This is a genomic window from Chloroflexota bacterium (assembly GCA_020850535.1).
GTDB lineage: Bacteria > Chloroflexota > UBA6077 > UBA6077 > JACCZL01 > JADZEM01.
In genome coordinates this window covers 1-12,965 of sequence record JADZEM010000045.1, presented here as the reverse complement: position 1 = coordinate 12,965, position 12,965 = coordinate 1, and the positions used below count along the sequence as shown (strand labels likewise).

General features: G+C 65.8%; 9 protein-coding genes. 6 read left to right on the top strand and 3 right to left on the bottom strand.

Features of this window, described 5'->3' with window-relative positions; translation table 11 throughout:
• Window positions 1-211: 211 nt before the first annotated feature.
• The 3 genes from IT306_07345 (at window position 212) to argG (ending at window position 4,139) form a co-directional block, all read left to right on the top strand.
• Entirely contained in the window at window positions 212-655 is a 444-nt protein-coding gene (locus IT306_07345; protein ID MCC7368218.1) for an SBBP repeat-containing protein, read from the top strand.
• 278 nt (window positions 656-933) lie between these two features.
• Window positions 934-2,694: a gamma-glutamyltransferase family protein gene (locus tag IT306_07340; GenBank protein ID MCC7368217.1), complete on the top strand. Its 1,761-nt coding sequence runs from the start codon at window positions 934-936 to the stop codon at window positions 2,692-2,694.
• 89 nt (window positions 2,695-2,783) lie between these two features.
• A complete protein-coding gene (argG, locus tag IT306_07335; GenBank protein MCC7368216.1) occupies window positions 2,784-4,139 on the top strand; it encodes an argininosuccinate synthase in 1,356 nt (451 codons plus the stop codon).
• A gap of 158 nt (window positions 4,140-4,297) precedes the next feature.
• Here argG and IT306_07330 read toward each other — a convergent pair whose 3' ends face one another.
• The 3 genes from IT306_07330 to IT306_07320 all read right to left on the bottom strand — a co-directional run bounded on the left by IT306_07330 (window position 4,298) and on the right by IT306_07320 (window position 8,170).
• Window positions 4,298-6,049 (bottom strand): hypothetical protein, encoded by a 1,752-nt coding sequence (locus tag IT306_07330; protein MCC7368215.1) that lies wholly within the window; start codon window positions 6,047-6,049, stop codon window positions 4,298-4,300.
• Between the two features lie 120 nt (window positions 6,050-6,169).
• Entirely contained in the window at window positions 6,170-7,078 is a 909-nt protein-coding gene (locus IT306_07325; GenBank protein ID MCC7368214.1) for an ABC transporter permease, read from the bottom strand.
• 177 nt (window positions 7,079-7,255) lie between these two features.
• Window positions 7,256-8,170 carry an ABC transporter permease gene (locus IT306_07320; GenBank protein ID MCC7368213.1) on the bottom strand — a complete coding sequence of 305 codons (915 nt, stop codon included), beginning with the start codon at window positions 8,168-8,170 and terminating at the stop codon, window positions 7,256-7,258.
• A gap of 230 nt (window positions 8,171-8,400) precedes the next feature.
• Here IT306_07320 and IT306_07315 point away from each other — a divergent pair, with 230 nt between their 5' ends.
• From IT306_07315 to IT306_07305, 3 genes are all read left to right on the top strand, one after another.
• On the top strand, window positions 8,401-9,606 hold the full coding sequence (locus IT306_07315) for a mandelate racemase/muconate lactonizing protein (GenBank protein ID MCC7368212.1): 1,206 nt from the start codon (window positions 8,401-8,403) through the stop codon (window positions 9,604-9,606).
• A 1,489-nt stretch (window positions 9,607-11,095) separates the two neighbouring features.
• Window positions 11,096-12,742 (top strand): S8 family serine peptidase, encoded by a 1,647-nt coding sequence (locus IT306_07310; protein MCC7368211.1) that lies wholly within the window; start codon window positions 11,096-11,098, stop codon window positions 12,740-12,742.
• A 30-nt stretch (window positions 12,743-12,772) separates the two neighbouring features.
• Window positions 12,773-12,965, top strand: a 193-nt coding sequence (locus IT306_07305; GenBank protein MCC7368210.1) for a hypothetical protein, incomplete at its 3' end; no start/stop codon positions are given.

The following is a 12,965-nucleotide window of genomic DNA, read 5'->3' as shown; positions in this document are numbered from 1 at the left end:
GGCTGCCCTTGGGCTGCTTCTTGGCCTCGTGGGGCTGCTCCCGGTCGTGCGGACCGGCGCTCTGGCCCTCACCTGGCCCGTCGACCCTCCGCTCGCTTGCCCTTCGCCCAGAACCACCTCACGCGCTTGGCAACTCTCGCTGGTGCCGAGCGCGTTCAGCAGGCCCGGTTGTCGGCCGGGCTTCTAGGCGGCCGGCCAACGAGGAGGAACCATGCTGTCCCTGCGGACGCGGATCGTCGTGTGCAGCCTGCTGCTCGCGGCCACCCTGGTGCTTCCCACGGCAAGGACGCTCGCCCAGGAGTTAGCCTGGGTTCGTCAGTTCGGAGCAAGTACCGGCAATTCGATCGCCTTCGGCAACGACATTGCCGTTGACAACCTCGGGCACGCCTACGTCGTCGGCGGGGATGGCGAAGGAGGCACGCTCCTTCGGAAGGTCTCGGCAGCGGGCGACCCGGTCTGGAACCGCGACTTCCGGTTCAACGCCCAGGACAGCAACTGGCGCTCGGACGGGTTCGGTGCAACGGTCAGCCCTGGCCAGCATCTCTACATCGCCGGCACGGCCTGGACGATGTCCCCAGGCCCGAGTGGGACCGACTCCCAATGCCGTGCAGTTTGGCACGCGTCGCGCTGCCGTACCACGAGCGTCAGCGCGTAGACCTGAATGGCGACGGTCCGACTCCCACACGCCCGCGGTGCGGATGGCGTCCTCTCTGAACGGCATTGGGCTTTCAAGCCCCGATGCCGCACGACGCGCCCAACAGGCAATCGGCGTGTCTGCGCCTCGGGATCACTGGCAATCCGCTGCACACTCCGGGTACCGTGCCAGGGATCGGTCCGAACGGTATCGGGGTGGGCGTCCGTCCACGGACCGCGCCCACAGCCGTTCCGGGCAGCTCGCGCGCCGCTCGCAGCCGAACCCCCAGGAGGCAGCCGATGGCCATCGCGCAGACTCGCACCGTCGACACCAGTGAGCTGTTTGAAGGACCGCGCCAGACCCGCAGGCCAGCCGTTCGGGGCCGGCGCGGCGCGATCTCAGCGGGCCATCATCTCGCGGCGCTGGCCGGCCAGCGGATCCTGGATCGCGGCGGCAACGCCATCGACGCGGGCGTCGCTGCCGGCATCTGCATCGGCATCCTGCTGCCAGACCTCGTGAACTTCGGCGGCGTGGCCCCCGTCATCCTGCACTCGGCGAAGACCGGCGAGACCGTCACCCTGGCCGGCGTCGGCCGCTGGCCGAAGCTCGCGTCCATCGAGACGGTCCGCGACAAGTCCACCGGCAACCTCGCTCGGGACATGCGTCAGTGCGTGACCCCGGCCGCGCCGGACTCCTGGCTCCAGGCGCTCGACCGCTGGGGCACCATGGCCCTGGGCGAGATCCTGGCCGACCCGATTGACCTCTGCGAGAACGGCTACGTCATGTACGACCTGCTCGCAACGGCGGTCGAGGCGCGGGCCAAGAAGCTCGGCTCGTATCCCGGGACGGCGGCCGTCTTCCTGCCAGAGGGCCGCCCGCTGGCCGTGGGCGAGACCGTCTACCAGAAGGATCTGGCCCGCACCTTCCGCCGGCTGATCGCCGCCTACGAGAGCGGCGCGCGGACCAGCCGCTCGGCCGGCTACCAGGCGGCCCGCGATCTGTTCTATCGCGGCGAGATCGCCCAGGAGATCGCGGCGTTCAGCGAGGAGAACGGCGGCCTGCTCCGTTATGAGGATCTGGCCGAGTTCCAGGTGCCCGTCGTCGAGCCGATCAAGGTCACCTACGGCGAGTACGAAGTCTACGGCTGCGGGCCGTGGTCCCAGGGGCCGACGCTGCCCATCGCGCTGAACATCCTGCGCGGGTACGACGTGAAAGGTCTCGGCCACAACTCGCCCGAGTACCTGCACCTGATCGCCGAGGCGCTCAAGGCGGCGTTCTCGGACCGCCACCACCACATCGGCGATCCTGACTTCTACCCTGTGCCGATTGACGAGCTGCTCTCCGAGGATCACGCCGCGCAGTGGCGCGCCCGCATCGACCGCAACCGGGCCAATCCCGAGATGCCCGCCCGTTCGGAGGTCGGCAGCCGCACCCGCTCCGAACCGTCGGCGTCGGCGCCCGGCCCGGTCTCGCTGCCGCCGGACACCAGCTACGTTGCCGTGGTGGACCAGGAAGGCAACGTCTTCTCGGCCACGCCCAGCGACGGCTTCACGCTCCCCGTCGTCCCGGGCCTCGGGTTCGTGATCTCGCCGCGAGGGGTGCAGTCCTGGCTCGACCCTGACGCCCCGGCCTCCATCCAGCCGGGCAAGCGCCCGCGCCTGACCACCAACCCGTTCATCCTGTTCAAGGACGGCAAGCCGATCATGCCGTTCGGCACGCCCGGCGCTGACGTGCAGCCCCAGGCGATGCTGCAGTTCCTGCTGAACGTGATCGAGTTCGGGATGGACCCGCAGGAGGCCGCCGAAGCGCCGCGCCTCTCCTCGTACAGCTTCCCGATGACGGCGGACCCGCACCCCTACAACCCGAACCTGCTCAAGATGGAACGGCGGATGGGCCGCGAGGCGTTCGACGCAATGGCCGCGAAGGGCCACGACGTGATGGCCTGGGACGATTGGCACCCGGCCGCCGGCAGCGTCTGCGGCATCTGGATCGACCGCGACAAGGGCACCTTCACGGCCGGGGCCGACCCGCGCCGGGTGGCCTACGCCCTGGCCTGGTAGCAGCGGCGAGTGACGAGCGTCGCGCTGCCCTCCGTGGCCGCCCGCCCTCCGAGCGAGGGCGGGCGGCTCTTCGTTATGATGGGGCCGCTATGTCAAACATCCTCCAGCACGTCCCCTCGGGTGAGCGCGTCGGCATCGCCTTTTCGGGCGGCCTCGACACCAGCGCCGCGCTCCACTGGATGCGCGGCAAGGGCGCCATCCCGTTCGCCTATACCGCCAACCTCGGACAGCCTGACGAGCCGGACTACGACGAGATCCCGCGCAAGGCGATGCAGTACGGCGCGGAGAAGGCGCGCCTGATCGACTGCCGCGAGCAGCTCGTGGCCGAGGGCATCGCGGCGCTCCAGTGCGGCGCGTTCCACATCTCGACCGGCGGCGTCCCCTACTTCAACACCACACCGCTCGGGCGGGCTGTGACCGGCACGATGCTGGTGCTGGCGATGCGCGAGGACGAGGTCCACATCTGGGGCGACGGCAGCACCTTCAAGGGCAACGACATCGAGCGGTTCTACCGCTACGGCCTGCTGGTCAACCCGCAGCTCCGCATCTACAAGCCGTGGCTCGATCAGGCGTTCATCGACGAGCTGGGCGGGCGCGCCGAGATGTCGGCGTACCTCGCGAAGGCCGGCTTCGACTACAAGATGAGCCTGGAGAAGGCGTACTCGACCGACTCCAACATGCTCGGAGCCACCCACGAGGCGAAAGACCTCGAGGAGCTGAAGACCTCAGTCAAGATCGTGGACCCGATCATGGGCGTGGCGTTCTGGAAGGATGACGTCCAGATCAAGGCCGAGGAAGTGACGGTTGGGTTCGAGGACGGGCAGCCGGTCACCCTCAACGGCGCGACGTTTGACGACCCCGTAGCCCTGATGGACGAGGCCAACCGCATCGGCGGCCGCCACGGCCTTGGGATGAGCGACCAGATCGAGAACCGCATCATCGAGGCCAAGAGCCGTGGCATCTACGAGGCCCCGGGCATGGCGCTGCTGTTCATCGCCTACGAGCGGCTGGTCACGGGCATCCACAACGAGGACACCATCGAGCAGTACCGCGACAACGGCCGCCGCCTGGGCCGGCTGCTCTACCAGGGCCGCTGGTTCGATCCGCAGTCGATGATGCTCCGCGAGACGGCCCAGCGCTGGGTGGCGCGGGCCATCACCGGCGAGGTGACTGTCGAGCTGCGGCGCGGCAACGACTACTCGCTGCTGGACACCGTCAGCCCGAACCTGACCTACAAGCCCGAGCGGCTGACGATGGAGAAGGGCGAGATGTTCTTCACGCCTGAGGACCGCATCGGCCAGTTGACGATGCGGAACCTGGACATCGCCGACACCCGCGACAAGCTGGAGACCTACGTCCGGACGGGCCTGCTCGGCTCGGGCAGCGGCAGCCTCGGGCTGATCGCGGACGCCCAGAAGCAGCTCAACCCCAAGTCCGAGGACTGACCACCGAAGACGAGAAGGCCCCCACCCGCCGACCGCAAGCCGGAGCGCCCTCACCCCCAACCCCCTCTCCCTGTGCGCGGGCGAGGGGAGGTGACGATTCGCCTCGGCGCAGTCGACGCTCGCGCCGGCCCCCGGCGCGGTGTGGCGGGCCACCTCCGTTACCCTTCGATGGACGCCCCGTACAGGTACATCAGCTCGTCGGCGCGGGCCTGGAACCCCTTGAGCCGCTTGCTCACGCCGTAGCTGTCCATCTGGTCGTACATCGGGACGGCCACGGCCTCGTCGATCAGCGTCTTCGCGATCTCCTGGTACGCCTTGTCGCGGGGGTCTGGTTCCAGGATGCCGCGCGCCGCCACCACCCGCTTGTCGAACTCCTCGGTCCCCCAGTACAGCCCCGAGTTCTTGGTGTAGAAGTTGGTGCTGTAGTTGTAGTCGGCGTCGGCCGTGTTGTTGGCGTTCGACCAGAGGTGCAGATCCATCTCCTCCTTGTACTTGCGGTTCCACTCGTCGGTGACCACCGTGAAGTCGAGCAGGTTCACCTGCGGGTTGAACCCGACGTTCTGGAGCATCCCGGCGATGGCCTGCACCACCTCGGCGTCGTTGAGCAGGCGGCCCTTCGCCGAGAGGATCATGATGTTGCCGGGCTTGACGCCGGCCTCGGCCAGCAGCGCCTTCGCCTTTGCGGGGTCGAACGGATACCGCTCCTTGTCCACGTCCTTCGAGTAGCCCCAGACGCCCGGCCCCATGTAGCCGCCCGGCGTCGGGACGGCGTTGCCGCCCAGGACCGTCTCGACGATCAGCTTCACGTCGATGGCGTGGTTCAACGCCTGCCGAACCTTGAGGTCGGAGAACGGCGCCTTCTTGGTGTTGATCTTCAGGTAGACGTTCCTCAGGCCGCGGACCGTCTGCAACTCGGTCTTGGCGTCAGCCTTGACCTTCTGGCCCAGCTCTGGCGGCACGTTGTTCACGAGGTCGGCGTTGCCGGTCAGCAGCTCGGTGACGCGGGTGTTGTCCTCGGCGATCTGCCGGTACTTGATCGTCTTCAGCTTCGGCGCGCCCATCCAGTAGTCCGGGTTCGCCTCCATGACGACGTGCTGGCCCTTGACCCACTCCACGAACTTGAACGGCCCGGTCCCCATCGGCTTCTGCCCGAAGGCGTCGGTGCCGCCCACCGAGTCGAAGTACTTCTTCGGGACGATCGGCAGGATGCTGATCCGTCCGAGCAGCGTGGCGTTCGGCTCCTTGAGCAGGAAGTCCACCGTCTCGCCGTCCACAGCCTTGACCTCGGCGATGGACGTGAGCACCGGCGTCTGCCGCGAGCCGGTCTTCGGGTCGAGCAGCCGCATGAACGTGAACGCCACGTCGTCAGTGGTCAGCGGATCGCCGTTGTGGAACTTGATGCCCTGGCGCAGCTTGAAGCGCAGCGTCTTGTCGTTCGGGTAGGTCCAGGCGGTCGCCAGGTGTGGCTTGACGCTGCCGTTCGGCTCGCGGAAGACCAGCGGATCGGCCATGTGGATGGCAGGATTCAGGATCGCCAGTGACTGTTCCATCGTGGCGTCGAGGGTGGTGATCGGCAACTGTTGGATGACCGTCAGGTCGCCCTTCGAGGCGACGGCGGCGGCCGGTTTCTGGGCCGGCGCGTTGGCGGCGGGCGCGCTGGTCGGGGCGGCGGCCGGCGCGCTGGTCGGCGCGGCCTGGGCCTGCGGCGCGACCGGCGCGGCAATCGTCGGGACGGCCGTGGGCTTCGCGGCTTCGGCGGCCGGCTTGGGGGCCTCGGCCGGCTTCGCGGCCGGCGCCTGCGGGGCGCAGGCCACACTCAGCGCCAGACCGCTGGTGGTCAGCAGACCGAGCTGCAGGAAGCGCCGCCGACTCAGCGGCAGCGGGCGTCGTCCGCGTTCGAAGGGGGTCATCGAGCCTGCCTCCTGGAAGGGTCACGGTGGCCGCCACCAGCGGCGAGCGGCCAGGGCCTCTGAATGACACGCCTCTCGGCCGGTCGCCGGGTGCGATGCCACTCCCTCATCACCCGCACGCTACAGGCGCGGGTCCAGAATGTCGCGCAGGGCGTCGCCGATCAGGTTGATCGCGACGATGGTCGCCATCAGCAGCAGGCCCGGGAACGTGCCGGCCCACCAGGCGCTGGAGAGGTATTGCCGTCCCTCGGCCAGCATGCCGCCCCAGCTGGGGGCCGGCGGCATGATCCCCAGCCCCAGGAACGAGAGCGACGCCTCGGCCAGGATCACCCGCACCAGCGTCAACGTGAAGAGGACGAGGACCGCGCCTGAGATGTTCGGCAAGATGTAGCGCACGAGCAGGTACCCGTCCGTGGCCCCGATGGCCCGCCCGGCATCGACAAAATCCCGATGCCGCAGACTGAGCACGTCCGCGCGGATGATGCGCGCCTGGAAGACCCAGCTTGAGAGCACCAGCACCAGGATCAGGTTGCCGATGCCCGGCCCCAGCACCACCATCACCGAGAGCGCCAGCAGAATGTTCGGGAAGGTCAGCTGCACGTCGGCAACGGAGGTGATGACGCCGTCCCAGAACCGCCCGGTGTAGCCGGCCAGCATCCCGGCGCCGACGCCGACGATGGCCGCCAGCACGCTCGACGAGAGGCCGACGGCCAGGGAGATCTGCCCGCCCACCAGCAGCCGGGCCAGCATGTCGCGGCCAAGCTGATCGGTGCCGAGCGGGTGTGCGGCTACGGCCCTCTCGAAGCCGAGCGGCGGGGCTAACCGCCCCCGCAGGTCCTGGTAGAGCGGGTCCAGCCCGAGCAGGGCCGGCCCCAGAAAGACTAGCGCCAGCAGGCAGGCCAGCAGCACGATGCCGGCTCGCCCCTTCTTGTCGCGGCGCAGACGGGCCAGGGCGCTCGGGCGGGCGCGACGCGTGGGCGCGGCCGGCGTCACCTCGGGCAGCGGAAGCGCAGCCTCCTGTGCCGCCATCTAGGCCGCCCGCCAGGATCGATTCAGCCGAGCCACCAGCCCGCTCGGCCGTCGCCATGTTCGTCGCTCTGTACCGTGGACTGTTCCCACTCGATCCTCTCCAAAGGTCGCAGTGCCCCTTCTGTCCGCAGGTACGCGATTCGATTGTGAAAGCGTGCCTGGTGGCCGACCCTGCCGTCAGGTCAGCCGCACGCGGGGATCGACCAGCCCGTACGACAGATCGACCAGCAGGTTGACGGCCAGGATGAAGACCGCGAACACGAACGTGGACGCGACGACCAGCGACACGTCGCGGCCGTTGATCGCCGAGACGGCCAGGCTGCCGACGCCCGGCCAGGCGAAGACGGTTTCGACGATGACCGCGCCACCCATCAGCACGGCGAACTGGATGCCGCTGGCCGTGATGACGGGGATCAGCGCGTTCCGCAGCGCGTGCCGCACGACGACCGCCTGCTCCAGCAGGCCCTTGGCGCGGGCCGTGCGAAGGTAGTCCTGGCTCAGCACGTCGAGCATGGCCGAACGCAGCAGCCGGGTCTGGTACGCCGCCCCGTGGATCCCGAGCACGAAGGCCGGCATCACGACGTTCGGCCAGCCGTAGCCGGAGGCCGGCAGGATCTGGAGCGTCAGCGAGAGCAGCAGGATCAGCATGATGCCCATCCAGAAGACGGGCATCGACTGGCCGGCAAACACGACCAGCGTGCCGAGCACGTCCACCACGCCGCCGCGCCGCACCGCCGACAGCACGCCGAGCGGCAGCGCGATGACGAGGTTCACCAGCATGGCAGCGGCGGCCAGCGCGAGCGTCGCCGGCAGCCGTTCGAGAATCAGCGGAAACGCGGCCTGACGATAGGTCGAGGAACGGCCGAAATCGCCCTGCAGCACTTTCCAGACATAGCGCACCATCTGGATCGGCAGCGGCTGGTCGTAGCCCAGTTCGCGGCGCACCCGCTCGACGTCGGCCGGCGAGGCGTCGGGGCCAGCAATCGCGCCGGCCGGGTCGCCCGTCAGCAGGACGAGCAGGTAGGCGACCAGGATCACGCCGAGCAGCACCAGCAGCGACCGCCCTACACGCTCCAGAAGGTAGGTCACCATGCGGACGCTCGCACCCCCGCCAGGATGCCCCATGATAGCGAGGCGTCCCGGGCGCGTCAAACGCGCGGTGCCGCGCGTGCCGTGGCCCCTCGTCACACGCACGGCGATATCGCCCGGCGCGCGCTGGCGCGCGCCTCGCGCTTGGCGACGACCGCGCTCGACGGGTACCGTCTCAGTATCGCCCTGAACGCAATCCCGGCCACCGTGGGCCGCCTGATGGATGACGACCGATGAAGATCACCGATGTCAAGCTGTTCCAGCTCAAGGGCACGATGGAGTTCCCCGGCGAGTTCTGGGAAGAACGCCTTGTCCGCCCGATCGACGTGTACGCCGAGCACAAGACCGAAGGGCCAGCGTGGCTGGAGAAGATCGCTGACGGCAAGTACCGGATGTCGTCGGTCTTCCTGGAGATCGTCACCGACGAGGGCCTGAGCGGCATCGGCGGGCCGATCACCCTGGAGTACGCCTTCATCATCGACACCCAGCTCAAGGGGCTGCTGATCGGCGCGGACCCGATGGCCCACGAGCTGCTCTGGGACAAGATGTACCGCCACTCCGTCCACGGACGGAAGGGCAGTACGATGATCGCCATCAGCGCCGTGGACTGCGCCCTCTGGGATCTGAAGGGCCGCATCCTGAACGCGCCGGTCTACAAGATCCTCGGCGGGCCGACCCGCAAGGAGATCCCCTGCTACGCCAGCATGCTCGGGTTCTCGGTCGAGCCGGAGAAGGCTGCCGCCCGCGCGAAGGAGTACAAGGATCTCGGCTTCACGGCGATGAAGTGGTTCTTCCGCGAGGGGCCGACCGACGGCCGCGAGGGCATCCGCAAGAACGTCGAGATGGTCCGCGCCGTCCGCGAGGCCGTCGGCGACGACGTGGACATCATGCTGGACGCCTGGATGTCCTGGGACGTGCCGTACACGATCAAGATGGCCGAATTGCTGGCCGAGTTCAACCCGCGCTGGATCGAGGAGCCGGTCCTCCCCGACAAGATCGACAGCTACGCCCAGATCCGGGCGCAGTCAGTCGTCCCGATCTCCGGCGGCGAGCATGAGTACACCCGCTGGGGCCTGAAGCAGTTGATGGACGCGCAGGCCGTTGACGTGCTTCAGCCAGACATCTACTGGTGCGGCGGCATCTCGGAGACGCTCAAGATCCTGGCGCTGGCCTCGGCCTACGACCTGCCGGTCATCCCGCACGGGCACTCCTCGAACGCCGGCGCGCACGTGACGGCCGCCCAGCCGGCGACGCTGGTGCCGTTGCAGGAGTACCTCATCAAGTGGAACGTCATCCATCAGTGGTTTTTGCGCAATCCCGTTACTCCGGTGGGCGGTGTGATTACGCTTGACGACCGGCCCGGGCTCGGCATGGAACTGGACGATTCCAAGATCGAGGAGCAGGTGCCGCTCTCCTGGACCGAGACCCGCTGGTCATAGGTTCAACGCTGTGGCGGCGGAAAGTTCCGCCGCCGTAGCCCCGGCCCAACGTCGACGAGACAGTGAAATGCGCCTGTCTCGCTCATTGCATCGTAGCAGCTTCAAGCAGCGGAACCTCTGGAGCGGCGGTCTGAGATGGTTTCTACTTCCAGAAATACTCGGCGTTTTCCTCTTTGCTAACGACGAACCACGCACTCTTGTAGTACCTCCCCTTGATGCATAGGTCTTCGAACTGAGCATTGACTACTGTGCCGACGAGAGTCATCTCCGTACGATTCGGCACCTTGGGCGTTCCGGATCCCGGCGGTCGTCTTCCCGGCTCACTCGTTAGTTGGAGCGCCAGTCGAGGCGGATCTCCACTAGCTCCATCTCCCACCAAATACATGTCTGTCGGCGGCGCAACGTAAGCATCTATGAAAGTTGGGACTCCTGATCCGGAACGTTCGCATGCGGGAGTACCTACACCGCCAGTATCCAGAAACCTTCCTTTGACACGAACGCGCATTCCGTCGAAGGCGGCCGGGTCCGCTGTTATTGCCTGGATCGAAACTTCGGATGCACTGCTTTCGACGCTCATGGGAGGACCACATCCTAGGGTCGCGCCGAACATCGTCGCCACAAGGACAAGTCGGTACACCTTCATCCACATGCCGCTTACCCTCCGACGCATAACCCTGAAAGTCTGGTGATCCCGAATGATATCGGGAGGACACGGGGCAGTTTCGCTCGTAGCACTTCTGCTCTACCATAGCGCATTTTGAACACTCACGGAAGCCCAATGGAATATTATATTTGCAGTCGATGCTAGCATTAGTGTACATTCGGCGGCGAGTTTCGGCCAGAGGGCACTCGCGAAGTGCGCCTTCGTCCCGAGACGAAAACGGCGATCTGGAGGCTCCCCACGCGTTCCCTTGGTCAAGGAGCTTTGCAGCTACTGCTCGCCTTCGTTCTTCTCTTGACCTGTGTCAGGTCGAGCACGTTCGCCGCTGAAGTCGGCATCCAACACGACGCAGTTCGGCAAGCGCTGTCTCCTACTCCCGTAGCTCCGCCAGCAAGCCCTGCTCCGCCCTCCCAGGGTTCGCAGCCAGCCGCGCAACCCACCGCCTCCCCGGGAAGCTCCGCAGCCCCACCCAACTGGCGCTCCGCATATCGCAACACCTCGCGTCTATCGGGGCAGCTGAAGGATCTTCTTGATGCTGATGCACGTGGGCAGGTTGCCGCTGAGGCGATGAGACAGCGAGTCTCTGAAAGGCAGGGTCGGCTCCTTGCTGCAATCCGGCCTATGCCAGGCCAAGCTGATGCCGCGCGCGCTGCAGTACAAGCAGCAGGTGCAACACTGGCTCGAACTGCGGGAGCGCCAAAGACTGACCGGAGCGAAAGGTACTTCGAAATCTGGGCTACGCCATCTACAATCCTCAAGCTAGAGCATGAGCCATCTATCGCCAACCTCGATGCTCCGCCCGCGCCTATACCTGCCGCCAATGAAACGGTGGCCGATGCGATCCAGATGGTTGGTTCAGCGGGCTGGAACTCAAACGGCTTCACGGGGCGCACGATTCGCATCGGTGTAATCGATTGGGGGTTTAGGGACTACACGTCGCACCAAGGGCAGGCACTGCCGGCGGTGATCGATACATCATGTCACGATCCTGTCAACGGAAATATCGAGGGAGATATCAACGATGCACAAAGGTATCATGGGACTGGTGTATTGGAGATCATACATGCTCTAGCGCCGGAAGCAGAGGTATCCATTGCACGAGTAGCTGGCTTTGATGCGATTGACAATGTCGTTGACTGTTTCATGCAGCCAGATAAGGTTGTTCAAGTCGTGAACATGTCGATGCAATGGCGGTACGATGGACCGGGTGACGGAACTGGATTCCTGAACTCCATCGTCAGCAACGCGACTTCTAACGGGAATATCGTGTGGGTCCAGGCTGCCGGAAATCGTGCACAGCAGCATTGGAGGGGGACATTCAACGACACTGAGCCTAATTCTGTGCACAATTTCAACGGTGTCACAGAGACCATGAAAATCCCAAGTGTCCCTCAAGGACAGCAGATCGAAATTCAACTACGATGGAGCGATAACTGGAACGCTCCATGCAATGACTTCGATATATTCCTCTACAATAGCCCCATACGCTTGCCAGGGAATCGAGTAGGTAGCGGTGGAGCGGATACCCAGACCAACTGTACCGGCGGATCGATTCCGTACGAGAGACTTACCCATACGCCATCGAGTGGAGGGACATCAGACTACTACCTGGAGATCGTTCGGGCAACAGGATCGACTAACAACACACTGGAGGTCATGAGTACCTCGCATGTGATTGACGGATATACGCCGTCATACAGTCTAATGAATCCTGCCGACAATAAGAGCACAGGCACATTGACTGTCGGTGCCGTGCCCATCAGTGCCCCTACAACCATCACTGCCTACAGCAGTCAGGGGCCAACCTCCGATGGCACTGTCAAGCCTGATGTGGTCGCCCCGGTCGAGTATGCCATCACCTCCATCGGCAGTCCCGTTACGGGAACATCGGCAGCAGCTCCGCTTGTTGCCGGTCTCGCGGCCTTGGTGAGGCAGGCGCAACCGTCAGCGAATGCAGCGACTGTGGCGGGCTACATTCGGCAGAATGTGCAAGACCTTGGTGCGAGCGGCCCCGATTCAGTGTTCGGGCAAGGACGAGTATCGTTCGGCGCAGCCCCTGCGGCGCTCCCTGCCCCACCGTATGTGTTTGTTGGGACGAATGGAAACGGTCTCATAGCCAGGGAAGCTGGCGGTTGGGTCCAGAAGAACAGTGGGCACGACATAGCCTACGTGGATGTGCTGCTCATTCCAGCGGAAGTGCCGAATCTCATCTACATCTGGGGACGCACGTCGTCCCTGCTTAGAAAGGGGTACCGCTCAACTGATGGAGGGGCAACCTGGACTTTGGCGGCTAATACTCCCTATAGCACGAACGAGGTGGCTGCGCGACCGGGAGCAGATACCCTTTACGCGGCCTCAGCAGGTTGGGTGTACCGTTCCAATAGTGGTGGAGCGTGGTCAGGTACCTCCTCAATCGAGCAGGGTAGCAGGTGGCTGAGCCAGGGCGGGTGGCGTGGCGTGGTGGAGTGGACGTAAGCTGGGGCCGACCATTGAGGGTGGAGCGAGATGGCGGAGCGGCCGATCCCTGAGGCGCTTGCGGGGCTGGACCTGGCGTCGATCGCGGACGTGGGAGCGCGGCAGGCGATCCGGGCGCTGCTGGGCCTGGTGGAGGAGCTGGCGGCCGAGAACCGTGCGCTGCGGACGGAGCTGGCTCAGGTCAAGGATGAGCTGGCGCGGCTGAAGGGTGGGTCCGGGCGGC

Coding starts and splice junctions, on each gene's coding strand:
- IT306_07345 (MCC7368218.1), top strand. CDS start 212: ATGCTGTCCCTGCGGACGCGGATCGTCGTGTGCAGCCTGCTGCTCGCG.
- IT306_07340 (MCC7368217.1), top strand. CDS start 934: ATGGCCATCGCGCAGACTCGCACCGTCGACACCAGTGAGCTGTTTGAA.
- argG (MCC7368216.1), top strand. CDS start 2,784: ATGTCAAACATCCTCCAGCACGTCCCCTCGGGTGAGCGCGTCGGCATC.
- IT306_07330 (MCC7368215.1), bottom strand. CDS start 6,049: ATGACCCCCTTCGAACGCGGACGACGCCCGCTGCCGCTGAGTCGGCGG.
- IT306_07325 (MCC7368214.1), bottom strand. CDS start 7,078: ATGGCGGCACAGGAGGCTGCGCTTCCGCTGCCCGAGGTGACGCCGGCC.
- IT306_07320 (MCC7368213.1), bottom strand. CDS start 8,170: ATGGTGACCTACCTTCTGGAGCGTGTAGGGCGGTCGCTGCTGGTGCTG.
- IT306_07315 (MCC7368212.1), top strand. CDS start 8,401: ATGAAGATCACCGATGTCAAGCTGTTCCAGCTCAAGGGCACGATGGAG.